Here is a 24,062-nt window from a genome sequence, read left to right as displayed (position 1 = left end):
CATCTCTGCCGCGCGAGTCCGGTGCGCCCGGGTGTGAGCGGTCACTCAGCTGATGGCGTCCTGACCTGCGATGATAGCCGCCCCGTAGCTACGTGCTCCTTACCTACGTAGGTAGGAACAGGTAATTATCCGGGCATTTATCCCGTCCTACTTCCACGGTCCGCATGCGCATGCTGGTGTGGTCAGCCAAGAACGTCGTGACAGCAGCGACCGAACCAAGGAATGATCATGTGTCAGCACCAGCCTCGGTGCCCATCCGCATACGCCGGCGACCGCGAGGCCGCGCGCCTGGTGGCCTTCCATCCCGAGCAGGGGTGGGGTCTGCTGTGCAACGGCGTGGTGGTCTTCGAGGACAACGGTGAGATCCTGCCCGACGGGCGTAGCGTTCCCGCCCACCACAGCCACCTCGGACGGGCGGCATGAACCAGTACTCCGGATCCGCGCTCATGGCCGAGAGCACACTCCGGCAGGACGACCCGGGGGACAGGGCCATGCCCTGGGACGGCCACACGCCGCTCTGGGACCGCCTCAAGGCGGGCATCCGGCGCCTCGGGGAGCTGGTCACCGGCTCCGGCCACCTCCGCGGTATGGAGGTCGCCTCCTGGTCGCTTTCCCCGGGCATGTCCTCGGTGCCGGAGGCGCGACGTCTCACCCGTGCCCGTCTCGCCGCATGGGGGCTCGATGAGCTGGCCGAGGTCGCCGAGCTCCTGGTCAGCGAGCTCGTCACCAACGCGTTGCGCCACGCGCCGGGACCGCACCGGCTCACCCTCTACAGCAGCGACGGCCTGCTGCGCGGCGAGGTCGAGGACGCGGGCACCGCGCCGCTCTGTCTCCAGCAGGCCACACCGGGCGACGAGCACGGCCGCGGACTGGACCTGATCGACCTGCTGGCCTGCTGCTGGGGCAGTGAGTCGACATCCAGGGGGAAGACAGTCTGGTTCGAACTCTCCGCCGCCTGCGCCGCGAAGTCGGACGGGTTCAGTCCTTCACCGCACAAGTCGGCATATCACAGGTGAGCACGCCTTCCACGCCGAGTCGCGTCCCGTCTCGGAAGCTCGCCGCGAACGCTCGGTTCCCCAGCGTCTCGCGGGCCTGCTCCACGCAGCGCTCGTGCCATCTCGCGTGGTACCACAGCCGGGTGGGTGAGGCGTCCGCCGCCTGCCACAGCGAGTGCGCCGCCCCCAGCATCCGGGCGGCCCGTTCATGCTCCCCACGCGCACCGGCGATCCACGCCAGCACCTCCAGGCACTGCGTGAGGCACCAGCGGTCGTTGACCTCTTCGGTCAACTCGGCGGCCGCCCTCACCAGCGCGTCGGCTCGTGGGTAGTCACCCAGGTTCCACACGGCGATGCCGAGTGCCAGCTGGGCGTACCCGCGGGACACCACCATGTGATGGGTCTCGCACAGCGCCAAGAGCTCCTCGCCCAGCCGGACGGCTCGCTCCGGGTTCTCGATCGAGCCGTACGCCGCCGCGTAGTACAGGTTGAGCACGACGCCGTGAACGTCTCCGGCGGCCCTGAAGAGGGCGAGCGACTCCTCCAGGAGCGCGAGGCCACGCTGGGTGTCACCCGTGGAGAACGCGGCGACACCGGAGGTCCGGATGGCGAACGGCAGGACAGCCTCGTTCCCCGGCTGCCGGGCGATGAGATGGCATTCCCGCAGTCTCGGCACCGCCGCCGCCAGGTCGCCCTGGCGCAGGGCGAGCATGCTGTCCACCCAGAGCGCCGTCGCCCGCGCGCTGTCGGGCGTACGCGTCAGCTCCAGGGCGCGCTCCAGCCAGTAGCGGCCCTCGGTGAGGGCGCCGGCCAGGAGCCAGAAGCACCACAGCCTCGACGCCGTCTCGAGTCCCACGTGAGCCAGGCGCGGCTCACTGAGGCAGAGCTCGAGTGCGACGCGCACGTTGGGCAGCTCCTGCCGCAGGAGCAGGTATCGCTCGGCCTGGTCCGGGACGATCTCGTCGATCTGGTGCCGGTCGACCAGATCCCGGTAGTGGTCGATGTAGCGTCGGCACAGTACGCGCTTCTCCGCGGGCGACAACTGCTCGCACCCGTACGCGCGGATGCTCTCCAGCATGCGATACCTGAGCCCGGCCTCCCACCGCTCGCAGACCAGGATCGACTTGTCCACCAACCCGGCCACCAGATCGATCACCTCGGCGGGGGAGATCCCCTCACCCGAGCACACCGCCTCGGCCGCATCCAGGTCGACCCCGCCCGGGAACATCGACAGCCGGGTCCACAACCGCCGCTCCGCCGGTGAGCACAGGCGGAAGCTCCAGTCCATGGTCGCGCGCAGCGTCTGATGGCGGGGCAGCGCGGCGGGGCTCCCCGTCGCCAGCACCTCGAAGCGCTCGTCCAGCTCGCGCGCCAGCTGTTCCAGGGGCAAGGCGCGCAGTTGCACCGCGGCCAGCTCGATCGCCAGCGGGATCCCCTCCAGACGCCGGGCCAGCCGTGCCACGGTCGCCGCGTTGCCCGTGTCCAGGGAGAAGCCGGGCGCCGCACTCGCCGCCCGCTCCACGAAGAGGCGCACCGAATCCTGCCGGGCGATGTGGCTGAGGGGGCGGCTGGAGCCCGGCACGGACAGGGACGAGATCTGCAGCACCTGCTCGCCGTACACACTCAGCGTCTGCCTGCTGGTCGCCAGGATCCGCACCCGGGGAGCGCCCCGCAGCAGCCGGGCCACGAAGCGGGCGCAGTCGTCGAGCAGGTGCTCGCAGTTGTCCAGGACCAGCAGCATCCGCTTGTCCGACAGGTGGTCCACCAGCGCGGTCATGGGGTCGGGTCCCGCCTCGCGCAGTCCCAGCGCCCCGGCGACGACCGGCTCCAGCAGGTGGCCGGCCTCCAGCGTGGCCAGCTCGACGACCTCCACGCCGTCCTTGTAGGTGCCCTGAAGGGTTTCCGCGACCCGGTGCGCGAGCCGGGTCTTGCCGACCCCGCCGGTGCCGGTCAGGGTCAGCAAGCGGGCCTGAGACAGCCCCCTCCTGGCCGCGGCCAGCTCGTGCCTGCGCCCGACGAAGCTGGACCCTTCCACGCGAGGACGGGCCCGGATCGTACGACCGCGCGCTGCCTGGATCATGATGCGTTCTGGTCGTCCGAGGCGTGCTGACGCTCGCCGACGTGCGATGCCACCTCAGTCATGACTGCTCCAGCGGCTCAGGCTTTCACTGCCGTCAGGTCTTAGCCGTCATCAATCAGATTATGCCCGGACCGTTTCCGCCGCACCCGGTGGCCTCTCTGGGGGGCTTGGGGGAACTGTCGTAGCTCCGGTGTAGAAGTGATGCCGTGACGATCCAGCTGACCTGGCCGAAGATCCTCGCCTGGCGCCTGCGCAGGCAGTTCGTCAGCGCTGCCGACGGGAGCGACGCGGTGGCGATCACGCGCCGACTGTGCGGCGTGCAGACCCAGGTGGCCTCCTCGGCGCAGCTGGCCGTGGCGGTGCGGAGCGCGCGGCCCGACCCGGGCGGGATCGGCCGGGCGCTGTGGGAGGAGCGCACGCTGGTCAAGACGTGGATCATGCGCGGCACCCTGCACCTGCTGCCCGCCGACGAGCTGGCCGACTACTGCGCGGCGCTGGCCACGCTGCGGACCTGGGAGAAAGGCTCCTGGCAACGCGGCCACGGCGTCACGGCGGCGGAGATCGCCGCGATCATCGAGGCGGTCCCCGAAGCGCTGCGAACGTCCCGTCCCGCGTCCCCCGCCCTGACCCGGGACGCCTCCCCGGTGCTGATTCGAGACGCATCTCCAAGGCCCGCGCTGCCCCAGGACGCATCCCCAAGCTCGGCGCTGACTCGGGAGGAGCTGGTCGAGGCCGTCGTCGAGGTCACCGGTGACGAGCACCTGCGTGCGGCGCTCACCTCGGGCTGGGGCGCCCTGCTCAAGCCGCTCGCCCGCCTCGGCGAGCTCTGCTACGGCCCGCCCCGCGACGGCAGGGTGACCTTCACCGCCCCGCGCGCCTGGCTGCCCGGCTGGCCGTCGGAGCTCCCGCCGTACGAGGAGGCAGGCGTGCGGCTGGCCCGGGCCTTCCTCGGCGCGCATGGACCGGCGACGCCGGAAATGTTCGACACGTGGCTGTTCGGGGGCGTGGCCAGGAAGGCGGTGCTCAAGGGCTGGTTCCGCGACCTGGCTCCGGAGCTGACCAAGGTCGAGACCGATGACGGGCACACGCTGCTCGCCCTGACCGAGCAGCTGGACGAGCTCGCCGCCACCAAGCCGTCCGAGGGTGTGCACCTGTTGCCGGGCTTCGACCAGTACATCCTGGCTGCCCCCCGCACCCTCACACCGCTGCTGCCCACCGCCGCCAAACCCAAAGTCAGCCGCCAGGCGGGCTGGATCTCGCCGGTCATCGTCCACCGGGGGCGAGTAACCGGGGTGTGGGAGGCCAAAAACGGGCGAATCACGACCGACCTGTTCGAGCCCGTCCCCGAGAGCCTGCTCGACGACGCGATCTCCCACGTCCGTTCCCTCCTCGCCACCGCCCCACCTGAGGCCTGATGACGGATGTGGGAGCGATCTCTCGCGCCCGCTCCCTCCTCCTCGCCACCGCCCCGCTTGAGGACTGATGGCGGATGTGGGAGCGATCTCCCGCGCCCGCCCCCTCCTCTTCACCACCACCCGCCCGAGGACTAATGGCGGATGTGGGCCTGGAACACCGGCCGTTCGTGAGTGCGGGTTGGGATCGCTGGCCGTCGAGCCGCACCGCCTGGGCCGGGTAGGCGGTAGGCGGCGAATGCTGCGTGATCAGGACGTTCGGTGTCTTGAGGGGATACTTGACGCATGTTGCGCACCTTCCGCCAAGTCGACGTCTTCACCGCCACGCCGTACCAGGGAAACCCGCTCGCGGTGGTCCTCGACGGCGACGGCCTGAGCACCGAGGAGATGCAGCGGTTCGCCCACTGGACGAACCTGTCCGAAACCACCTTCGTCCTGCCCCCCACCGTTCCCGGTGCCGACTACCGGGTGCGGATCTTCACCCCGACGAGCGAGCTGCCCTTCGCCGGACACCCCACGCTGGGCACCTGTCACGCCTGGCTGGAGAACCGAGGAACGCCGAAGGAGCCGGAGACGGTCGTGCAGGAGTGCGGCGCCGGGCTGGTGACGTTGCGCAGGACGGACGGCGGGCTGGCGTTCGCCGCGCCCGCGCTGCTGCGGTCGGGGCCGGTGGACGAGCCGCTCGTCGAGCGCATCGCGGGCATGCTGGGCATCGGCCGCGACGAGATCGTCGACGCCGAGTGGGCCGACAATGGGCCAGGCTGGGTGGCGGTGCTGCTGCGGAGCGCGGACGAGGTGCTCGCACTGCGCCCCGGCCCGATCGACATCGACCTGGGCGTGGTGGGCCCCTATCCGCCGGGGTCGCCGCTCGCGATCGAGCTGCGGGCGTTCTTCCCGGTCAACGGCAGTACGGTCGAGGATCCGGTGACCGGCAGCCTGAACGCCTCGGTCGCCCAGTGGCTGCTGCGCACCGGCCGCCTCACGGCCCCCTACGTGGCCGGCCAGGGCACCATGCTGGGCCGCGCCGGACGCGTCCACATCACCACCGGCCAGAGCCCCGAGGACGGTCAGGAGCCCGTGGTGTGGGTGGGCGGCTCCAGCGTCACGTGCGTCGTCGGCCAGGTCGAACTGTGAACCGTACGCTGTCACCCGGCCGGAGCTGGGCGGCGATCGGCAGGTCCGCCGATCGCACCACGCCGATCACCGGGTAGCCGCCGGTCGGTGGGTGGTCGGTGAGGAAGACGATCGGCTGCCCGCTCGGCGGCACCTGCACCGCCCCCGTCACCATGCCCTCACTGGGCAACTCGCCCTCACGCGCCCGCGACAGCTCTCGGCCGCGCAGGCGTACTCCCACGCGGTTGCTGTCCTGGCTCACCTCGTACGGCTCGGCGCAGAGCTCGGCGAGCGCGTCCGGCGCGAACCAGTCGTCGCGCGGCCCCGGCACGATCCGCAGTACGGCGGGCGGCGGCTCCCCGGCGGGCGCCAGATCCACCGAGATCTCCACCAGGCCCCTGGAGCCGCCCACCGGGAGTACGGTCCCCTGGCGCAGCGGCGCCGGGCCGAGCCCCGACAGCGAATCCGTGGAACGGCTGCCGAGCACCGGCTCTACGGCGATCCCGCCCCGCACTGCCAGGTAGGTCCGCAACCCCCATTCGGGCGCCCCGAACCGCAACTCACTCCCGGCCGGAACCCAGAACGGCACATTCATCCCGGCCCCGAGGGTGGGCGAGCGCCGGGCCTCCTCGGGAACAGACGCGCGCCCGGCCTCACCGGTGATGGGCGACCGCCCGGCCTCCACTGGGCCGGGCCTTCGCCTAGCCTCGACGGGAACGGGCCTTCGCTCAGGCTCGACGGGAAAGGGCCTTCGCTCAGGCTCGACGGGACCGGGTGAAGGCCCGGATCCCACGGCGTCCGGCGGAGGCTCGGACCCCACGGCGGCCGGTGAAGGTCCGGCTCCCACGGGGATAGGGGAAGGCCCGGATAGCGGGCAGGGGGCGCCCGTGACCGCGACCCAGGCGCCCGAGTGGAACGCCAGCCGCGCCCCTCCGTACGTCAGCTCGATCCCCGCCGCGTCCGCGGGGTTGCCGACGAGCCGGTTGCCCAGCCGCAGGCTCGCCTCGTCGGCCGCGCCGGAGCGGGGCACGCCCAGGTGCGCGTAGCCGGGGCGGCCCAGGTCCTGGATGGTCGCGTACGGGCCCGGCGTGAGCACTTCGATCATGCCGGCTCGAACCGTACGCGGGTTCCGGGCCGGAACAGTGACGGCGGCTCGGCGTCGACGTCCCAGATCCGCGTCGTCGTACGGCCCAGCAGCCGCCACCCGCCCGGCGAGGCGGTGGGGTAGATCGCGGAGTAGGGACCGGCGATCGCCACCGAACCGGCGGGCACCGACGTGCGCGGCGTCGCCAGCCGTGGCAGGTGGAGCGCCGGATCCAGCCCGATCAGATACGCGAACCCCGGCGCGAAACCCAGCCAGCCCACCACCAGCTCCCGCCCGGTGTGCCGCGCGATCACATCGTCCACCGACATCCCGGCCAACTCGGCCACGGAATCGAGGTCCTCCCCGTCATAGACAACGGGAATGGCTACGACCCCCTGCCCGGTCCCGGACAGGGCCCCGCCAGGCTCCCGGGACTCAAGCGCCTCGCCAGGCTCTCCGGGCTTGAGCGCCTCGCCGAGCAGTTCGTCGAGCCGCGACCGCAGCAGGCCCTGGTCCGCCCCCGGCGCCACCACCAGCACCGTCTCGGGCCCCGGTACGATCTCCACCACCCCAGCGGGCCGCGCGGCACGCAGCACCGCGTCGAGCCGGTGCGACACGGCCAGCGACCCCGTCTCCACGAGCAGCCCGTGCTCCCCGGCCATCCGGATCATGCGAAGGCCTGCAGGACCACTCCCGCCTCCAGCAGCCCATCGCGTACGGCCTGCGCCAGTCGTACCGCGTCAGGTGTGTCGCCGTGCACGCAGATGGACCGGGCGGAGACCGACACCGGGCTGCCGTCCACGGCGGTCACCCGGCCCTCGACGGCCATCCGCACGGCGCGGGCCGAGACCGTGGCGACATCGTGGATCACCGCTCCGGGCTCGCGCCGCGAGACCAGCGTCCCGGCGGCCGTGTAGGCACGGTCGGCGAACGCCTCGGTGATCGTCGGCACGCCCTCGGCGGCGGCCGCCCCGTGCACCACCGAGCCGGGCAGCGTGAGCACCGGCAGGGAGGTGTCGTAGTCGGCCACGGCCTCGATCACCGCGGCGGCCTGCTCCTCGTCGCGGCAGATGCGGTTGTAGAGCGCGCCGTGCGGCTTGACGTAGGAGACCCGGCCGCCCATGGTCCGCGCGATGCCGTCGACGGCCGCGAGCTGGTAGAGCACCTCGGCGCAGAGCTCCTCCGGCTCGACGTCCATCTCCCTGCGCCCGAAGTGGGCCAGGTCGCGATAGGACACCTGCGCCCCGATCGCCACACCCCGGTCCACGGCGGCCGCGCAGGTGCGCCTGATCGTCACCGGGTCGCCGGCGTGGAACCCGCAGGCGACGTTCGCGCTCGTGACGATGTCGAGCAGCGCCAGGTCGTCGCCCAGCCGCCAGACGCCGAAGCCCTCGCCCAGATCCGCGTTGAGGTCGATCACCATGCTCCCATCATGGCGGTAGCGGCCACCTCAGCGCGACGACGGGGTCACAGACGCCGACCCGCGGCGAGATGGGCGTACACCGGGCTAGAGGGCAGAGCGGGCGCGGCGGGCGTACATCGCGCTAGATCTCGTCAGGGATGTCGGCGATGTCGTCGAGGGCGGAGGCGAGTTCGTCCGGGTCGCCGCCGATTCGCTCGGCGATCTCGATGAGCACGTGCAGCACGTCGTGGCGGTCGTGGCCGAGGTCGAGCAGCCGCTGGGCCGCCTCCCACAGCTGCGGCGGGTCCCCGTCCCACAGCCGCGCGGCGATCTCCTCGTGCCAGGCCAGGTGCTCCTCGTCGATGGCGCCGACGTGGTCGATCTCCAGGAGCGTGCGCCGGTCGGCCTCGTCGGCCGGGTTGAGCGCGTCCAGGTCGATGCCGCCGTGCACGCCCTGCAGGAACGGGAACGCGAAGGCCCGCCTGGCCAGCGCCGACAGGTCGCCGTCCGGCAGCAGCCGCTCCAGCAGCGGCCGGTCCAGGCCGAACGAGGTCGGATCCCGGTACGCCTCCGGGAACTTGCCGGTCGCCTCCCACACGGCGTCCAGCGTGTCCTTGAGCCCCGTGTCGGGCAGGCCGGTGCGGCGGGCGGCGAAGCGGATCCACGCCGACAGTACGTGCGGCATGGCCTCCTGTTCGGCCACGCTTAACATCACCTTGCGCGGCAGCCAGTCGAGCAGGAACGTCTCGCACTTGGTCGGGCTCACCCGCAGCGGCCGGTTGAAGTCCTGCTCGCAGCCGTAGTCGATGATGTGGTCGGCGCACCGCGAGGCCGCCGACGGGTCGGACAGGTGCTCGGCCGCGTCGGAGGCGAGGAACTCCGCGGCCAGCATCGCCCGCCGCTCGCGGCTGTAGGGAGCCTCGATGTGCAGGGGGGCGGGGCGCTTGCGGCCCGGCGGGAGGGCCTTGAGCCGGGCGCGGGCGAAGGCGTGGTAGGCGCTGTAGCTGTCGCTGACCGGCGGCGGGGTCTTCGGCTCCCTGGTGGCCTTCATGGCCGACTCCAGCAGCGCCCTGGCCTGCTGGGGCTCGATCTCCTCGAACAGCAGCATCGGGTTGCCGGCCGCCTCGACCCGTGCCTTGTCCAGCAGTGTGTCGACCTGGGAGGAGACCCAGGCGTCGCGCGCCATGCCCGACATGTTGTGGTCGACGACCATGACCAGCGCGTGCCGGTCCTGCTCGCGCTCGAAGGTCACCGGCGTCTCGCCGCCCGCCTGCTCGTCGCGGGGGCCCTCGCTCCAGCGGTAGCCGAACGTGCAGATCACGGTGTCCTGGTCGCCGTAGGCGTCGCGGGAGACGTAGCAGCCGGTCGGCTTGACCGCGCCCACCCGGTCGGCCCAGCCGGGCCGGGCCACGCCCGATTCCATCATCGCCAGCGCCGCGCCCTCCGCCTTGGCACCCTGGCGGGCCGTGCCGAGATAGGCCAGGCAGATGAGCAGCGTCAGCGACGCCGGAGTGCCGGCCTTGGCGGCGTAGTCGACCAGACCCTCGCCGAGTACCTGTTCGACATCACCACCCCTGACGCGCCTGCCCCACCAGGCTCCGATCATGTCGGAGACCATCAGCTCCGCGTCAAGAGGGCTGCGCACGGCCAGAAGCTCGCGAGCCGCCTGCACCATCTCCTTGAACACATCGTCTGGTGGGGTGCTCTCCCGGGGATCTCGTCGGTGTCGGCGCACGCCCTCACTCTCTCGCATTCCAGGCCGAAACGGTGCGTAGAACGCGGCCTGGTGACCCCGATGTTATCGGGGAGTCCGGGGCGGCGGTGCGGAGTTCACGATCGCCAGTAGATGTTCGCGGGCGATGCGTTCGATGACATCGGGCGTCGGGGAGATGCCGAGGTGCTGCGCGCAGGCGCAGACGTCGGACACGCAACGGTCGATGGTGTCCACGGGTATGGTCAGGAACTCTTCGGCCAGCCTGAGACTGACCGGCTCCCGTAGGAAGCGTGTGGCCAGAGCGAGCATAGATGTGAGATTCCTCTGGAGCCCCTGGGGCAAACCCCCAGGGAATGGATGCAGGGCGACTTGCGCTCCCATTTCATCTTTTCTCGGCTGAGTGTCAAGCCTCCACAACGCTTGTGTTCGCTTCTTCGGAACCGCATTCGTGCGAAGCTGTTCCCATGCGCATCCAGCTCGCCCAGCGGACGGAGGCCGACGATCTCCTCGGCCGAAGTCCGCTCGCCCTGCTCGTCGGCATGCTGCTCGATCAGCAGATCCCGATGGAATGGGCGTTCACGGGGCCTCACACCATCTCCGAACGCCTCGGGCACGACCTCACCGCGGAGGAGATCGCGGCTCGTGATCCCGAGGAGTTCGCCGCGCTGCTGGCCGCCAAGCCGGCCGTGCACCGCTACCCCAAGGCGATGGCGGACCGGGTCCAGCAGCTGGCCGCCTACCTTGTGGAGCACTACGACGGCAATCCCGAGCGGGTCTGGAGTGACGTCGCCGACGGCAAAGAGTTGCTCAACCGGCTCCTGGGACTTCCCGGCTTCGGCAAGCAGAAGGCTCAGATATTTTTGGCATTGCTCGGCAAGCAAATGGGGGTTCAACCGCCAGGATGGCGCGAGGCGGCTGGACCTTATGGCGAGGAGGGGTCGTTGCGTTCGGTAGCGGATGTGGTCGACGCCGACACACTGGGTCGCGTTCGGGCCGCCAAGCAGGAGGCCAAGCGCGCGGCCAAGGCCAAGTAGCCTGATCTTGCTGCGCAACGTGGAGCGATTTTGACAGGATGCGTTGACCGTATGGCGGCCGGGGCTTCCGTCCGCGCCTGCCCATCGCCGATGATGTACTGCAGAATCCGGTCGCCCGGAGCTGCGCTACGCCGATACACAGTTATGGAGATGTGCCGCGTGGGAGACCCTGGCACGCGACGGAGGTGCCGACCATGAGCGCCGAGACCTCCGTTCCCCGTCCCCGGGAGTCGGATGTGGACATCTCAGACTCCGCCCTCTTCAAGGGCATGCTGTCGGAGGCGGAGTTCGCCTTCGCGTTCTTCGACGCCGCCGGCCACGTACAACTGGTCAACGACGTGTTCACCGAGGTCGTCGGCGTACCCGCCGAGCGGCTGGTCGGCCGCGCGCCCGCCGAGACGCTGACGGCCGACCTCAGCCAGCTCATCACCCATGCGGTCCAGGCCGTCACCGAGAGCGATTCTCCGGTCACCGAGAGCCGCGTACGCGTGCGCTCGTCCGAGGGGGAGACCAGGCACTGGTCGCTGTCGTTCTCGCCGGTCCACGACGACGCGGGCGAGTTGCGGGCGATCGCGCTCATCGGCCTCGACGTGACCGAGAGCCGCCAGGTCGAAGAGGACCTGCGCCGCAGCGAGGAGCGCTACCGCTCGCTGGTCGAGGCGCAGTCACAGCTCGTCTGGATCACCTCGCCGACCGGTACGGTGGTGGAGGACGCGCCGCAGTGGCGCGCCATCACCGGCCAGGGGCTGGAGGAATACCTCGCCCTGGGCTGGCTGGAGGCCGTGCATCCGGAGGAGCGCCAGCAGACCGAGGAAGCCTGGAAGGAGGCGCTGCGCGGCCGCACCATGTTCGAGTGGAACTACCGCGTGCGCACCCGGGCCAGCGGTTACCGCCACTTCGAGGTGCGGGCCGTGCCCATCATCAGGCACGGCAGGGTCGTGGAGTGGGTCGGCGCCAACACCGACGTGACGCCGCAGCGCGAGGCCGAGGAGATGCGCGGCAGGCTGACCGACCAGCTCGGCGCCGCGGCCCTGCGCACCGCGCGGCTGCAGGGCGCCACCGCCCAGCTGGCCGAGGCGCTCACCGTCGAGCAGGTGGTGCAGGTCATCATCGACGTCGGCCGCACCGCCCTGGCCGCCGACCGTTCCGCGGTCGCGCTGCTCGACCCCGACCGTGCCGCGCTCAAGCTGATCAACGGCGAGGGCGTTCCCGAGGCGTCCGACACGCTCGGCGAGGAGATCCCGCTCTCCTCCTCCAGCGTGATGACGATGGCGGTCAACAGCCGCCGTCCGGTCTTCGCCGAGTCGCCCGACAGGCTGAAATCCCAGCTTCTCGAAGCCGGTGGCGACGAGCAGGTGCTGACCAATTATCTCACGCACAGTGACGAGCGGGCCTGGGTCGGCCTGCCGTTGCTGGCGGCCGGGCGGGCGCTGGGCGCGTTGCGCTTCTCCTTCACCAGACCGCAGAAGATCTCCCAGGAGGACGGCGTCTTCCTGGAGGCGCTCGCCGGGCAGTGCGCGCTCGCCGTGGAGCGGGCCACGCTGTTCGAACGCGAGCACCGCACCGCCGAGACGCTCCAGCGCAGCCTGCTGCCCGACCGCCTGCCGGTGGTCAAGGGCCTGGTGCTGGCCCAGCGGTTCCGCTCGGGCAGCCGTCACGTGCAGGTCGGCGGCGACTGGTACGACGCGTTCGTGCTGCAGGACGGCCGGGTCGCGGCGGTCGTGGGCGACGTCATGGGCAAGGGCGTCAAGGCCGCGGCGGGCATGGGCCGCATCCGCAACGCCATGCGCGCCCTGGCGCTGACCAACCCGCCGCCCGCGGCCGTGCTCACCGGCCTCGACCGGGTCTTCGACGCCACCGAGGAAGAAGAGCAGGTCACGACCCTCGCCTACATGGTGGTCGAGCCCGTCACCGGCGAGGGCACGCTGGCCCTGGCGGGCCATCCGCCGCCCGTCCTGGTCTCCCCGCAGGGCACCGCGGTCCTGGGCGACGTGGAGCCGGGCACGCCGCTGGGCTGGCCGACCAGCCGCCGGCAGTTCCGGTTCGTGGTGCCGCCGGGACACACCGCCGTGCTCTACTCAGACGGCTTGGTGGAGAACCGGAAACGCGGTTTGGACGCAGGACTCGCAGAGCTTTGCAGTGTTGTGACCGAAGCGCCGCCTGAGGTGGTCAGTAGTCCGCACATGTTGCTGGATTTCCTGGTTGACCGGATGTTGTCTGGATATGAACAGGATGATGACGTTACCGCCCTGGCTATCCATGTGCCGCCCGCCACGAAGAGTGACTGAATGAATCAGTCATAAGGGTTGCTTTCGGGTATCAGTGCCGCGCTTACGTACGCACTACTGTCTGGGTCGGCCTAGGGTGGAGGTCAACCGCCGGGAGGTGGCCGTATGGAGTGCGTGGTCGTGCCAGAATGCTGGACAGGTCCGTCGCGATCCGCACGGCCGCACCGTTCTCCGAGAGAGGCAACAGCCCCCCAGCGGGTATCTGGGTCCATAGTCGCCACGCGTTCGTTCGAGAGGTGTTCGTGTCGCCTGCAAGTTCGACTCGCTCGAAGCCACAAGAGCTGAACGAGCCCGTCATTCAGCGACTGCTCGAGCGTGGGCGCTCGCAGGGTTTCCTCGAGTCTGAGGATGTCCGTCAGGCCTTCGAGGAGGCGGACATCCCCATGTCGCACGCCGCCGCATTTTTGCGGAACCTCAGTAAAGAGGGCGTGACCGTGGTGGTGACCGCCGCGGATTCGGCTGCGCCGAAAAAGTCTCGTGGTCCAGCAAAGCGCCGTACCGCTGCCCCCGTCAAGACCAAGGCCGCAGCGGCCGCCAAAGAGCAGCAGCCTGAGACCGTGACCGCGGTCGTGGGCGCCGTTGAAGCCGAGCCCGCCCCCAAGAAGGCGGCTCCCGCCAAGAAGGCCGCTCCGGCGGCGAAGAAGGCGGCCGTGCCCGCCAAGAAGGCCGAGCCGAAGAGCGCTGGGCCTGCCGAGACCAAGCCGAAGAGCCCTGAGGGCGTCGACGACGACGAGGACATCGAGCTCGAGGGAGACGTCGAGCTCGAGGACCTCGAAGACATCGAGGTCGAGGACGAGGAGATCGTCGCCGCGGACGACTCCGACTCCGAGGGCGACTCCGACGACGACACCGAGGACGAGCCCAAGGCCGCCGACGTGGCAGCCGTCGCCGCCACGGAGAAGACCGAGGACGAAGTCCTCATCCTCTCCGACGACGACGATGACGCGCCGGTCGCGCAGGTGGCCGCCGCCGGCGCCACCGCCGACCCGGTCAAGGACTACCTCAAGCAGATCGGCAAGGTCCCCCTGCTCAACGCCGAGCAGGAGGTCGAGCTGGCCAAGCGCATCGAGGCGGGACTGTTCGCCGAGGAGCAGCTGGGCGGCGGCGAGACCGAGGGTCTGCCGGTCGACGTCCGGGCCGAGCTCGAGTGGATCGCCGAGGACGGCCGCCGGGCCAAGAACCACCTGCTGGAGGCCAACCTCCGTCTGGTGGTCTCGCTGGCCAAGCGCTACACCGGACGCGGCATGCTGTTCCTGGACCTGATCCAGGAGGGCAACCTCGGCCTGATCCGCGCGGTCGAGAAGTTCGACTACACCAAGGGCTACAAGTTCTCCACCTACGCCACGTGGTGGATCCGGCAGGCGATCACCCGCGCCATGGCCGACCAGGCGCGGACCATCCGCATCCCGGTCCACATGGTCGAAGTGATCAACAAGCTGGCCCGGGTTCAGCGGCAGATGCTGCAGGACCTCGGCCGGGAGCCCACGCCGGAAGAGCTGGCCCGCGAGCTGGACATGACCCCCGAGAAGGTGGTCGAGGTCCAGAAATACGGTCGCGAGCCCATCTCGCTGCACACCCCCCTCGGTGAGGAGGGCGACAGCGAGTTCGGTGACCTCATCGAGGACTCCGAGGCCATCGTGCCGGCCGACGCCGTCAGCTTCACGCTGCTCCAGGAGCAGCTGCACTCCGTTCTCGACACGTTGTCGGAGCGGGAAGCGGGCGTCGTGTCGATGCGGTTCGGCCTCACGGACGGGCAGCCGAAGACACTCGACGAGATCGGCAAGGTCTACGGGGTGACGCGTGAGCGCATCCGGCAGATCGAGTCGAAGACGATGTCCAAGCTGCGTCACCCGTCCCGGTCCCAGGTGCTGCGCGACTACCTGGACTAACGGAAGATCGTTTCACCCCTGGCCCCGCACAGCTCCGGCTGTGCGGGGCCAGGGGCGTTCATGCCCCTTTGTTGAGGCGTTCCGCCTGGGCGCGGCCGACCGCGCTGGCCCGGCGCAGGTAGTCGGCGATCACGGCCAGCTCCGCGTCTGTGAACGTCTCCATCATCTCGGCGAACGCCTTGCCCGGCGTCTCCCAGGCATCCCCGATCCTGGCCTCGGCCGAGGGCGCGAGGGCGACCAGCGCCCGCCTGCGGTCCGCCGGATCGGTGTGCCGTACGACGAGACCGGCCTTCTCCAGCCGGTCCACCAGGCGGGTGGCGGAGCCGGGCGTCAGCCCCGTCAGCCGGGCGATCTCCCCGGTGCTCACCGGTCCGGTCTCCAGGTCCAGCAGCGCCACGCACTGCAGGTCTGTCGGGTGAATGCCCAGATGGTCGGCCAGCGCCTGATTGAACAGCACATATGCCGCATAGTGCCGCTGGCTCTCATCGATGATCCGCTTCAGCGTTTCCGCTCGGTTTGACACCAGGTTGCTCCGTACCTCATATTTATGTGCGTCACACAATCTTTGTGTGACGCACTCTTTGTGTCACGTACGCATTCTATCGAGGGGGTCCGCATGTCCGCACTCATCCGCGCCTCACCCGTCCAGGTTGACCGGCGGTGGGCCGTCCTGGGCGTCATCATCGCCGCCGCCGTCCTGGACCTGCTCGACGCGACGATCACCAACGTCGCCGCCCCCACCATCGCGGCCGACCTCGGCGGGGGAGCGGCCCTCATCCAGTGGCTCGGCGCCGCGTACGCGCTGGCGCTCGGGGTCCTGCTGGTGGTCGGCGGGCGGCTCGGTGACCGCTACGGCCGCCGCCGCCTCTTCCTTCTCGGCATCACCGGATTCACGCTCGCGTCCGTCGCCTGCGGGCTCGCGGTCAGTCCCGGTGTGCTCATCAGTGCCCGGCTGGTGCAGGGCGGGTTCGGGGCGCTGATGATCCCCCAGGGCTTCGGGATTCTGGGGGCCGTCTTTCCCCGTGATCAGCTTGGCAAGGCCTTCAGCGTGTTCGCCCCCGCGCTTGGCGTCTCGTCGGTCGCAGGGCCGGTGGTGGCGGGCTTTCTGATCGAGGCCGATCTGTTCGGGCTGGGGTGGCGGGCGATGTTCCTGATCAACATCGTGCTCGGGGGCGCCGCGCTCGTCGCCGCCACCCGGCTCCTGCCCGCCGATGCTCCCGGTGATCGCTCCAGCGGATCCGGGGTGGACGGCGTTGGTGCCGGGGTGCTGGCGGTGACCATGGTGGGTCTCCTGTACGGCCTGATCGACGGCTCGGCCCATGGGTGGACGCTCGTCCCGATCCTGTGCCTGGCCGGTGGGCTGGTGTTCTTCGGCCTGTTCTGCGTACGCCAGCGCACCGCCACCAACCCGCTGATCGAGCCGTCGCTCCTGCGCAACCGCGGCTTCACCGCCGGCCTGGTCCTGGGCATGGTCTTCTTCGCGGCCGTGTCTGGCCTGCTGTACGTGCTCGTGCTGTTCATGCAGTACGGCCTGCGCTTCACGCCCGTACAGGCGGCGCTCGGCCTGGCCCCGGTGGCGGTGGGCATCGTCATCGCCTCGGTGGCCTGCCACCGGCTCATCGACCGGCTCGGCCGCACGCTGATCACCATCGGCCTGACCATCGCGCTGATCGGCACCAGCTGGCTGCTGGCCGTCGTCTCCGGAGTCGTGGACGGCGCCTGGGCGCTCGTCCTCGCGGCGCTGGTCATCGGGCTGGGCATGGGCACCTGCTTCGGCACCATCTATGACGTCACCCTGGGTGACATCGACCCGCGCGAGGCCGGCAGCGCCAGCGGGTCGCTCTCCGCGGTCCAGCAGCTGGCCAACGCCATCGGCGCCGCGGCCGTGACCACCGTCTACTTCCGTACCGGCGATCAGATGGAGGCCGCGACCGGCAGCCTGCTCGTCGTGGTCGTCGCCGTGATCGCCTGCTGCGGCCTGGTGTGGCTCCTGCCGCGCAAGGCCCAGCCGCGCCGCCACTGAGAACGCCATACAGAGCTCAGCCGCAGCATGACCCAAGCGGCCTGCATACATAGCCCAAAATCATCACCCAGAAAGGCATTTCCCGATATGACCACCCTTGTTACCGGCGCTCGTGGCGCCGTCGCCACTGAGCTCATCGCCATCCTGCGCCGACGCGGCCTGCCCGTTCGCCCGGCCTCCCGCCAGCCCGGTGACTCGTCGATCATCACGTGCGACCTCAGCGACCCCGCGACGTTCCCCGCCGCGCTGGCCGGCGTCACCTCGGTCTTCCTGTACGCCGAACCGTCGCACATCGACGCCTTCGTCAAGGAGGCGACCGAGGCCGGAGTCGAGCACATCGTGCTGCTGTCGTCCTCCTCCGTGCTCGGCCCGAACCCCGAGGCCAGCCCCCTGGCCAAGTCCCACCTGGACGTGGAGCGCGCCCTGACCGCCGCGCCCGTCCGCAGCACGCTGCTGCGTCCGGGCTCGTTCGCCGGCAACGCGCTGGCCTGGTCCTGGCCCGTCAAGGCCGGCGAGCCGGTGAGCCTGCCGTACCCCAACTCGCACAACGACAGTATCCACGAGGCCGACATCGCCGAGGCGGTCGCCGCTGTGCTCGCCGACCCGGCCCTGGGCGGCCGGCCGTACCTGCTGACCGGGCCCGAATCGATCACCTTCGCCGAGCAGATCCGCATCCTCGGCCACGTGACCGGCAGGGACATCCCCATCAGGAACGTCACGCGGGAGGAGTGGAAGGCGGAGATGGCCGACTACATCCCCGAGCAGTTCGCTGAGCCGTTGCTGGACTGGTGGCAGTCCAACGACGGCGTGCCGGTCGAGATCACCACGGATGTCGAGCGGTTGATCGGCCGCCCCGGCCGTACGTTCGCGGCCTGGGCGGCGGACCACCTGGGCGACTTCACAGGCTGACGTCGAGGGTCCAGGGGCGGTTGGGCCGGGTGGGCTCGATCAGGTGGACCGTGTGGCCGTGGCCGGTGAGGAGCGCGGCCAGTTCGCCGGGTGTGGCGGGATCCGCCCCGGTCTCCAGCAGGGTGCGGGCGATCTCACCGCGGGTCGCCTTCGCCATGTGGCTGACCACCTTGCCATCGCGGAACACCCGTACCGCCACAGACCGCTCCCCGGGCTGCCAGGCTCCCGCGTAGGTGGCCGAACGCAGATCGACCACCAGCCCGTCCAGGCGCTCCAGCTCCTTGGACACCGTTGGCCGCCAGAACGCGGCCAGCCCGCCCAGCACCGGCAGAGTCACTCCCATCGACAGCCGGTACGGAGGTACGCGGTCGGTGATCCGCAACACGCCCCAGAGGCCGGAGAAGATGAGCACCGACTCCTCGGCCCGCTTCCTGGCCTCGTCCGTCAGGGTGCCGAGACCGAGCTTCTCGTACAGGACGCCGGTATAGAGATCGGCCGCCGGGAGGGCCGGAGCGGTTTGGAGCTCCAGGTTTTTGGCCAGTTCGCCTGCCAGGCCGGGCGACAGACCGAGGACGTCGAGGGCGTCACGCCGTCTGGACGCTCTCATGAGCGCGGTCAGTACGCGTTTGCGCGGTCTGTCCAGGGCGGGGAACGAAAGATCCCCTAGAGGAGGACCGCTGCCTTCACCGGCCTTCCCCTCCGAGGGCGGCAACAAAATCAGCACGCCACAGCATAGTCAATGCTCGCCACCCACCGCCCACAGCCTGCCGCCCGCCGCTCACTGCTTGTGTCTGGGTTGCCCTGCCGGCCGGAATGCGGCCGCCGAGGTTTGGCCGCTTCGCGGGAGGTCTGCGCTGGTTGGGTAGGGTGCGCGAGTGGATTTCGACTTGCTGGTTCATGAAGCCTGGCCTGCCTATGAGCAGCGGACGTACGACGGCTGGATCCTTCGCTACGCCGGTGGCGTGACCAAGCGCGCGAACTCCGTGCTCGCCCTGGGACGGCCCGCCGATCTCGCCGGTGCGATCGAGGCGGCCGAGGCCTTCTACGCCGAGAAGGGGCAGCGGAGCGTGTTCTCCGTTGGGGTGGGGGCGATGCCGGGGATCGACGACGAATTGGCCGCCCGGGGATATGGGGTCGTCGATCCAACCGTGATCATGGTGGGGGACGGCGTGCCGGAGCCTGTTCGTCAGGTGCGGGTCGAGGAGAGCCCCTGGCCGGGATGGCTGGAGACCTGGTGGGCCGTGGACGGGCGCTACGCCGAGGGTGTCGAGGTGGCTGAGCGGATCTGCCGAGGGGTGCCCGCCTTGTACGCCGCGGTCGAGGAGGACGGTCGAGCCGTCGCAGTGGGCCGGGGTGTGCCGCAGGGGGAGACGATCGGGATCTACTGCATGGCCACGTTGCCCCAGGCTCGCCGCCGTGGGCTGGCCAGGAGCGTGTTGCGTGCTCTCGTACGGCGTAACGGGGCGCGTACGGCCTATTTGGTGACCACCGCGCCGAACGAGGCGGCTCAGGCCCTGTACCGAAGCGAGGGCTTCGAGGCGCGGGCCCGCTATCACTACAGAGTGAGATGAGACGGCCCGAGACATGACGAAACGGCGGTCCCGGGCCTGCCGGGATCGCCGTTCCGCTCCGTGCAATATGTTGTTATCTCATCACGACCAGCGCCGGTTAGCGCTCGTCGTTGGGGGCCACTGTTGGGGTTTCGCTGAGCCGAGCAGACTCGTCCAGGATGTCGGCGCCCTTATCGCGGAGCGCTGCTATGTGCTGACGCCCGTGATGAGCGCAGAACAGCAGCTCCCCACCCACGGGCAGGGTCGCGCGAATGTAGGCCTGGGCGCCGCAACGGTCGCAACGGTCGAGGGCCGTCAGCGGCTTAACGGGGGCGAGAGCTCCAGTCACGTATCGCCTTTCGGGTCACCCCCGCCGAAGCGAGGATCTGGCGTCAGTCACTTGGACAACATCTAACCGGACGTGGACGTTCCCAATCACTGCCCCGCTACGCCGAGAGCAGAATGTGGCCGGAAGTGATGGAGAGCCGTCGCCTGGTAACACCAAACCTGCCGTCATGGCAAGCTTGTACGCGTGCGTAGGGGAAGAACGATAGGCTACGCACACATGTTCGATGCTCAGTTCGACGCTTAGACGTTCGACGCTTAAACGCAGGGGAGCCGGAGTGACGCTAGTGGAGGCGGGTTACACGGCTCGTCACCTGTCGGTGCTTGAGGGGCTGGAAGCGGTCCGCAAGCGCCCTGGCATGTATATCGGGTCAACCGACAGCCGCGGGCTCATGCACTGCCTCTGGGAGATCGTCGACAACGGCGTCGACGAGGCGCTCGCCGGGCACTGCACCCGCATCGAGGTGGAGCTCTATCCAGACGGCTCCATCGAGGTGCGCGACGACGGCCGCGGCATCCCCGTCGACATCGAGCCCAAGAGCGGTCTGGCCGGAGTCGAGCTCGTTTACACCAAGCTCCACGCGGGCGGAAAGTTCGGCGGCGGCTCCTACGGCGCGTCCGGCGGCCTGCACGGCGTGGGCGCCTCCGTGGTTAACGCCCTGTCCGAGCGCCTCGACGTAGAGGTTGACCGTGACGGCCAGATCCATGAGATCAGCTTCCGCCGCGGCGTGCCCGGCATCTTCGACGGCGACGGTCCGAAGGCCAAGTTCAAGAAGAAGTCCGGCCTGCGTGACGGCGGCAAGCTGCCCAAGCGGACCACCGGCACCCGGGTTCGGTTCTGGGCCGACAAGCAGATCTTCCTGCCCGACGCCGAGGTCTCGCTCGACGAGATCCACGTACGCCTGCGCCAGACCGCCTTCCTGGTGCCCGGCCTGACCCTGACCGTGATCGACAGCAGGCACGAGGAGCGGGTCGAGGAGGAGTTCCGCTTCGACGGGGGAATCTCCGAGTTCACCGAGTTCCTGGCCCGCGACGAGGCCGTCTGCGACGTGCTGCGCCTGCAGGGGGTCGGCCACTTCCACGAGACCGTCCCGGTGCTCGACGACCAGGGCCACATGACGGCCACCGAGGTGCAGCGCGAGCTCACCGTCGACGTGGCCGTGCGCTGGGGCAAGGGCTACGACTCGACCATCCGCTCGTTCGTCAACGTCATCGCCACCCCCAAGGGCGGCACCCACCTCACCGGCTTCGAACGCGGCCTGGTCCGCACGATCAACGAGCTGCTGCGCGAGACCCGCCTGCTGAAGAACGGCGACGACCCGGTCAGGGGGGAGGACATCTCCGAGGGCCTGACCGGCGTTGTCACGGTCCGGGTGCCGGAGCCGCAGTTCGAGGGCCAGACCAAGGAGGTGCTGGGCACCTCGGCGGCCACCCGCATCGTCTCCCACGTGGTCTCCCGCGAGCTCAAGGAGCTGTTCGCCAACCCGCCGCGCGGCTACAAGCAGCCCCTGCGCGCCGTGCTGGAGAAGATCGTCGCCGCGGCCAAGGCCCGCATCGCGGCCCGCGAGCACCGCGACAACCAGCGCCGCAAGAGCGCCCTGGAGAACTCCGCGCTCCCCGCCAAGCTCGTCGACTGCCGCAGCGACGACATCGACCGCAGCGAGCTGTTCATCGTCGAGGGCGACTCCGCGCTGGGCACCGCCAAGCTGGCCCGCGACTCGGAGTTCCAGGCCCTCCTTCCGATCCGCGGCAAGATCCTCAACGTGCAGAAGGCGTCCGTGAGCGACATGCTCAAGAACGCCGAGTGCGCCGCGATCATCCAGGTGGTCGGCGCGGGCTCCGGCCGCTCCTTCGACATCGAGGCGGCCCGCTACGGCAAGGTCATCCTGATGGCCGACGCCGACGTCGACGGCGCCCACATCCGCTGCCTGCTGCTGACCCTCTTCCACCGCTACATGCGGCCCATGGTCGAGGCGGGCCGGGTGTTCGCCGCGGTCCCGCCGCTGCACCGCATCGAGCTCACCAACCCCGGCCGCGGCAAGGAGAAGTACATCTACTGCTACTCCGACGCCGAGCTGCAGAAGGTGCTGCGCGACCTGGAGCGACGCGGCCGGCGCTGGAAGGACCCGGTGCAGCGCTACAAGGGTCTGGGCGAGATGGACGCCGACCAGCTCGCGGAGACCACGATGGACCCGCGCCACCGCATCCTGCGTCGCGTCCGCATCGAGGACGCGGAGACGGCGGAGGGGATCTTCAGCCTGCTGATGGGCAGCGACGTGGCTCCGCGCCGCGAGTTCATCGTCAGCAGCGCCGCCGAAGTCGACCGCGACCATATCGACGCCTAGAACACCCCTTTTCGTCTGCTCGGTTTTGCCTGCTCGGCGCCGTTTTCGCGGGCTTTTCTTTTACGGGCCTTCTTTTACGGGCTTTCTTTTACGGCAGGCACGGTGAGCCCCAGACGCCGTAGCGGGCTGGGGTCTGTCCAGGGGCACGCTCCTCCGGTGGAGCGGGTCGGGCGCCGTGACGTGCGCATGATTGACCGCGGCTTCCGTGTGGTTGGGCCCGTGGTGCCCGAGAGTCCGCCAGGGCCCGCGTTTCAGGCCGCTCTAACAGGACTTGGCGCCTCAGGCCCGTCTTGAGGCACGCCTGGACCTGGTTAGCACGCTCCAGGGCCGCTCAGGCCCGTTCCAGAGCGCACCAGGACCTGCTCAGCACGCCCAGGGCCGTTTCAGTCCTCAGGCTCTTCGCCCAGGCTCGTTTCGGCTCGCGGCGTTCTCGGCTGTCTGCGCCCATCCCTCAGGGCAGGCGCCGGGGCCGTCAAGACGAGCGGCGTGGGGTTGGGCTCACCGGCCGTGAGCTTGGCCAGGCCCGTGCGTGCGACATCGAGTACGCGGTCGACCAGGGGAAGTAGCGCTTCGGTAGCGGTGTCGCAGTGGCGGGCCTCGTGGGTCATGTACAGCTCGCGCAGGCCGCCCACCACGGTGTACGCGGTCAGGCGCGGCGCCAGCGCGTCGGACGGCAGGCCCACGTCCTTGCCGACGGCGGCGGCGATCAGGCGTTCCAGCTCGTAGTAGCTCGCGCGGGCACGGGCGCGGAGATCCTCGTCCTCGGCTATCAGGGTGGCGCGCTTGATGCGCAGGGACCAGGTCTCGCCCGGCTTGCGGCCCTGGTCGGCGTCGCGTTCGTCGAGGGCGTGCATCGTGTCGCGCATCCACTCACCGACGCCGTCGAGCGCGGCGCCGGGCCGGGTGTCCAGGCGCGCTGCCAGCGATTCCGCGGCGAACGGGTCATCCGCGAACAGCAGGTCTTCCTTGGTGGCGAAGTGCAGTGTGACGGTCCGCGTCGCGACGTCCGCGTGTTCGGCGATCGCCGCGATGGTCGTGTTGCGGTAGCCGTGCGACGTGAACAGCTCCAGTGCCGAGGCCTGGATCCGCTCGCGGGTCTGCCGCTTCTTCCGATCTCGTCGCCCCTCCATGCGGCAACGATACTACACACACAATTAATACAGTCCATGCTACTGTTATCATGAGACGTATCGACTAGAGGAAGGTGAAGGCGTTGTCCAAGACGTGGTTCATCACCGGCACGTCGAAGGGGTTCGGCCGTGAGTGGGCGGAGGCCGCCCTCGAGCGGGGCGACCGGGTCGTCGCCACCGCGCGCGACCTTGACCACCTGCGTCCCCTGGCCGAGCGGTACGGCGAGGCCGTACTGCCGCTGCGGCTCGACATCACCGACCGCGCGGCCGTCTTCGCCGCCGTGCGGCAGGCGGCCGAGCACTTCGGCGCGCTGGACGTGGTGGTCAACAACGCGGGCTACGGTCACTTCGGCATGGTCGAGGAGCTGACCGAAGCCGAGATCCGCGCCGAGATGGAGACCAACTTCTTCGGCACGCTGTGGGTGACGCAGGCGGTTCTGCCTGTGCTGCGCGCGCAGGGCCATGGCCGGATCATTCAGGTCACCAGCGAGGGCGGCGTCCGGGCGTTCCCCGGCATCGGCGGCTACCACGCGTCGAAGTGGGCGGTGGAAGGGCTGTCGGAATCGCTCCGGCAGGAGGTCGAGCACTTCGGCATCGACGTCATCTGCCTGGAGCCCGGCCCGTACTCGACCGACTTCGGCGGCGGCAGCGTCCGCACTAGGGCCTGTATGGAGTTGAGATCAATGGGATTGGCTGCGCTGCGGTCTGTGGTCCTGGTAGGCCATCGCCATGGCGCGTGGAGACCTCAC

General features: G+C 69.8%; 22 protein-coding genes. 12 read left to right on the top strand and 10 right to left on the bottom strand.

All coding sequences use genetic code 11. The features are described from left to right. The first annotated feature begins 228 nt into the window (after nucleotides 1-228). Together AB0B64_RS51830 and AB0B64_RS51825 are read left to right on the top strand one after the other, a co-directional pair. Complete coding sequence (locus AB0B64_RS51830) at nucleotides 229-423, top strand: DUF5999 family protein (RefSeq protein WP_357940270.1); 195 nt, start codon at nucleotides 229-231, stop codon at nucleotides 421-423. Further along, the gene (locus AB0B64_RS51825; RefSeq protein WP_357940272.1) at nucleotides 420-1,016 is read left to right on the top strand and encodes an ATP-binding protein; all 597 of its coding nucleotides are present in this window, start codon (nucleotides 420-422) and stop codon (nucleotides 1,014-1,016) included. The genes AB0B64_RS51830 and AB0B64_RS51825 overlap by 4 nt, the downstream gene beginning before the upstream one ends. Here the strand turns inward: AB0B64_RS51825 and AB0B64_RS51820 are convergent. Then, on the bottom strand, nucleotides 979-3,030 hold the full coding sequence (locus AB0B64_RS51820; protein WP_358198231.1) for an AAA family ATPase: 2,052 nt from the start codon (nucleotides 3,028-3,030) through the stop codon (nucleotides 979-981). The genes AB0B64_RS51825 and AB0B64_RS51820 overlap by 38 nt on opposite strands. A gap of 251 nt (nucleotides 3,031-3,281) precedes the next feature. Between AB0B64_RS51820 and AB0B64_RS51815 the strand changes: the two genes are divergently transcribed. Together AB0B64_RS51815 and AB0B64_RS51810 are read left to right on the top strand one after the other, a co-directional pair. Then, nucleotides 3,282-4,490 carry a crosslink repair DNA glycosylase YcaQ family protein gene (locus tag AB0B64_RS51815; protein WP_358198223.1) on the top strand — a complete coding sequence of 403 codons (1,209 nt, stop codon included), beginning with the start codon at nucleotides 3,282-3,284 and terminating at the stop codon, nucleotides 4,488-4,490. Between the two features lie 282 nt (nucleotides 4,491-4,772). Beyond that, nucleotides 4,773-5,621, top strand: a complete 849-nt coding sequence (locus tag AB0B64_RS51810) for a PhzF family phenazine biosynthesis protein (protein WP_358198216.1) — start codon at nucleotides 4,773-4,775, stop codon at nucleotides 5,619-5,621. Here AB0B64_RS51810 and AB0B64_RS51805 read toward each other — a convergent pair. The 5 genes from AB0B64_RS51805 to AB0B64_RS51785 all read right to left on the bottom strand — a co-directional run bounded on the left by AB0B64_RS51805 (nucleotide 5,590) and on the right by AB0B64_RS51785 (nucleotide 10,109). Then, a complete protein-coding gene (locus tag AB0B64_RS51805) occupies nucleotides 5,590-6,705 on the bottom strand; it encodes an allophanate hydrolase subunit 2 family protein (RefSeq protein ID WP_358198207.1) in 1,116 nt (371 codons plus the stop codon). The two genes, AB0B64_RS51810 and AB0B64_RS51805, sit on opposite strands and share 32 nt — an antisense overlap. Continuing rightward, nucleotides 6,702-7,346 (bottom strand): allophanate hydrolase subunit 1, encoded by a 645-nt coding sequence (locus AB0B64_RS51800; RefSeq protein WP_357940282.1) that lies wholly within the window; start codon nucleotides 7,344-7,346, stop codon nucleotides 6,702-6,704. Before AB0B64_RS51800 ends, AB0B64_RS51805 begins: the two co-directional genes overlap by 4 nt. Nucleotides 7,347-7,351: 5 nt before the next feature. Next, the gene (locus AB0B64_RS51795) at nucleotides 7,352-8,107 is read right to left on the bottom strand and encodes a 5-oxoprolinase subunit PxpA (protein WP_357940284.1); all 756 of its coding nucleotides are present in this window, start codon (nucleotides 8,105-8,107) and stop codon (nucleotides 7,352-7,354) included. Nucleotides 8,108-8,228: 121 nt separating this feature from the next. Next, on the bottom strand, nucleotides 8,229-9,761 hold the full coding sequence (locus AB0B64_RS51790) for a hypothetical protein (protein ID WP_357941466.1): 1,533 nt from the start codon (nucleotides 9,759-9,761) through the stop codon (nucleotides 8,229-8,231). 123 nt (nucleotides 9,762-9,884) lie between these two features. Next, a complete protein-coding gene (locus tag AB0B64_RS51785; RefSeq protein WP_225288959.1) occupies nucleotides 9,885-10,109 on the bottom strand; it encodes a hypothetical protein in 225 nt (74 codons plus the stop codon). Between the two features lie 155 nt (nucleotides 10,110-10,264). Between AB0B64_RS51785 and AB0B64_RS51780 the strand changes: the two genes are divergently transcribed. The 3 genes from AB0B64_RS51780 to AB0B64_RS51770 all read left to right on the top strand — a co-directional run bounded on the left by AB0B64_RS51780 (nucleotide 10,265) and on the right by AB0B64_RS51770 (nucleotide 15,011). Further along, nucleotides 10,265-10,834: an HhH-GPD-type base excision DNA repair protein gene (locus tag AB0B64_RS51780; RefSeq protein ID WP_357940286.1), complete on the top strand. Its 570-nt coding sequence runs from the start codon at nucleotides 10,265-10,267 to the stop codon at nucleotides 10,832-10,834. Between the two features lie 194 nt (nucleotides 10,835-11,028). After that, entirely contained in the window at nucleotides 11,029-13,122 is a 2,094-nt protein-coding gene (locus tag AB0B64_RS51775; protein WP_357940288.1) for a SpoIIE family protein phosphatase, read from the top strand. A gap of 242 nt (nucleotides 13,123-13,364) precedes the next feature. After that, the gene (locus tag AB0B64_RS51770) at nucleotides 13,365-15,011 is read left to right on the top strand and encodes an RNA polymerase sigma factor (RefSeq protein ID WP_357940290.1); all 1,647 of its coding nucleotides are present in this window, start codon (nucleotides 13,365-13,367) and stop codon (nucleotides 15,009-15,011) included. Nucleotides 15,012-15,069: 58 nt separating this feature from the next. Here the strand turns inward: AB0B64_RS51770 and AB0B64_RS51765 are convergent, their stop codons facing one another. Next, nucleotides 15,070-15,534, bottom strand: coding sequence for a MarR family transcriptional regulator (locus AB0B64_RS51765; protein ID WP_357940292.1), 465 nt, complete (start codon nucleotides 15,532-15,534; stop codon nucleotides 15,070-15,072). Between the two features lie 93 nt (nucleotides 15,535-15,627). Between AB0B64_RS51765 and AB0B64_RS51760 the strand changes: the two genes are divergently transcribed. Together AB0B64_RS51760 and AB0B64_RS51755 are read left to right on the top strand one after the other, a co-directional pair. Further along, complete coding sequence (locus tag AB0B64_RS51760) at nucleotides 15,628-17,034, top strand: MFS transporter (RefSeq protein ID WP_358198170.1); 1,407 nt, start codon at nucleotides 15,628-15,630, stop codon at nucleotides 17,032-17,034. A gap of 87 nt (nucleotides 17,035-17,121) precedes the next feature. Beyond that, entirely contained in the window at nucleotides 17,122-17,943 is an 822-nt protein-coding gene (locus AB0B64_RS51755; RefSeq protein WP_357940296.1) for an NAD(P)H-binding protein, read from the top strand. On the opposite strand, the gene AB0B64_RS51750 is transcribed toward AB0B64_RS51755, so the two are convergent. Then, the gene (locus AB0B64_RS51750; protein WP_357940298.1) at nucleotides 17,933-18,667 is read right to left on the bottom strand and encodes a peroxide stress protein YaaA; all 735 of its coding nucleotides are present in this window, start codon (nucleotides 18,665-18,667) and stop codon (nucleotides 17,933-17,935) included. The genes AB0B64_RS51755 and AB0B64_RS51750 overlap by 11 nt on opposite strands. Before the next feature lie 151 nt (nucleotides 18,668-18,818). Between AB0B64_RS51750 and AB0B64_RS51745 the strand changes: the two genes are divergently transcribed. After that, entirely contained in the window at nucleotides 18,819-19,514 is a 696-nt protein-coding gene (locus tag AB0B64_RS51745) for a GNAT family N-acetyltransferase (protein ID WP_358198153.1), read from the top strand. 97 nt (nucleotides 19,515-19,611) lie between these two features. On the opposite strand, the gene AB0B64_RS51740 is transcribed toward AB0B64_RS51745, so the two are convergent. Then, complete coding sequence (locus AB0B64_RS51740) at nucleotides 19,612-19,842, bottom strand: hypothetical protein (RefSeq protein ID WP_357940303.1); 231 nt, start codon at nucleotides 19,840-19,842, stop codon at nucleotides 19,612-19,614. A gap of 274 nt (nucleotides 19,843-20,116) precedes the next feature. Between AB0B64_RS51740 and AB0B64_RS51735 the strand changes: the two genes are divergently transcribed. After that, nucleotides 20,117-22,183, top strand: a complete 2,067-nt coding sequence (locus tag AB0B64_RS51735; protein WP_358198134.1) for a DNA topoisomerase IV subunit B — start codon at nucleotides 20,117-20,119, stop codon at nucleotides 22,181-22,183. Between the two features lie 383 nt (nucleotides 22,184-22,566). On the opposite strand, the gene AB0B64_RS51730 is transcribed toward AB0B64_RS51735, so the two are convergent. Then, nucleotides 22,567-23,313: a TetR/AcrR family transcriptional regulator gene (locus tag AB0B64_RS51730; RefSeq protein ID WP_358198121.1), complete on the bottom strand. Its 747-nt coding sequence runs from the start codon at nucleotides 23,311-23,313 to the stop codon at nucleotides 22,567-22,569. Between the two features lie 83 nt (nucleotides 23,314-23,396). Here AB0B64_RS51730 and AB0B64_RS51725 point away from each other — a divergent pair. After that, nucleotides 23,397-24,062 (top strand): SDR family NAD(P)-dependent oxidoreductase (locus tag AB0B64_RS51725; RefSeq protein ID WP_358198112.1); only part of this gene is annotated, 666 nt, incomplete at its 3' end.

The organism is Nonomuraea sp. NPDC049129 (genome assembly GCF_040648495.1).
GTDB lineage: Bacteria > Actinomycetota > Actinomycetes > Streptosporangiales > Streptosporangiaceae > Nonomuraea.
The sequence above is the reverse complement of the archived record's forward strand: the minus strand, read 5'-3'. Positions and strand labels throughout refer to the sequence as shown.

What these genes read in the sequence shown, in the direction of transcription:
- AB0B64_RS51830 (WP_357940270.1), top strand. Translation starts at nt 229, where the DNA reads ATGTGTCAGCACCAGCCTCGGTGCCCATCCGCATACGCCGGCGACCGC.
- AB0B64_RS51825 (WP_357940272.1), top strand. Translation starts at nt 420, where the DNA reads ATGAACCAGTACTCCGGATCCGCGCTCATGGCCGAGAGCACACTCCGG.
- AB0B64_RS51810 (WP_358198216.1), top strand. Translation starts at nt 4,773, where the DNA reads ATGTTGCGCACCTTCCGCCAAGTCGACGTCTTCACCGCCACGCCGTAC.
- AB0B64_RS51805 (WP_358198207.1), bottom strand. Translation starts at nt 6,705, where the DNA reads ATGATCGAAGTGCTCACGCCGGGCCCGTACGCGACCATCCAGGACCTG.
- AB0B64_RS51800 (WP_357940282.1), bottom strand. Translation starts at nt 7,346, where the DNA reads ATGGCCGGGGAGCACGGGCTGCTCGTGGAGACGGGGTCGCTGGCCGTG.
- AB0B64_RS51795 (WP_357940284.1), bottom strand. Translation starts at nt 8,107, where the DNA reads ATGGTGATCGACCTCAACGCGGATCTGGGCGAGGGCTTCGGCGTCTGG.
- AB0B64_RS51790 (WP_357941466.1), bottom strand. Translation starts at nt 9,761, where the DNA reads ATGGTGCAGGCGGCTCGCGAGCTTCTGGCCGTGCGCAGCCCTCTTGAC.
- AB0B64_RS51785 (WP_225288959.1), bottom strand. Translation starts at nt 10,109, where the DNA reads ATGCTCGCTCTGGCCACACGCTTCCTACGGGAGCCGGTCAGTCTCAGG.
- AB0B64_RS51780 (WP_357940286.1), top strand. Translation starts at nt 10,265, where the DNA reads ATGCGCATCCAGCTCGCCCAGCGGACGGAGGCCGACGATCTCCTCGGC.
- AB0B64_RS51775 (WP_357940288.1), top strand. Translation starts at nt 11,029, where the DNA reads ATGAGCGCCGAGACCTCCGTTCCCCGTCCCCGGGAGTCGGATGTGGAC.
- AB0B64_RS51760 (WP_358198170.1), top strand. Translation starts at nt 15,628, where the DNA reads ATGTCCGCACTCATCCGCGCCTCACCCGTCCAGGTTGACCGGCGGTGG.
- AB0B64_RS51755 (WP_357940296.1), top strand. Translation starts at nt 17,122, where the DNA reads ATGACCACCCTTGTTACCGGCGCTCGTGGCGCCGTCGCCACTGAGCTC.
- AB0B64_RS51730 (WP_358198121.1), bottom strand. Translation starts at nt 23,313, where the DNA reads ATGGAGGGGCGACGAGATCGGAAGAAGCGGCAGACCCGCGAGCGGATC.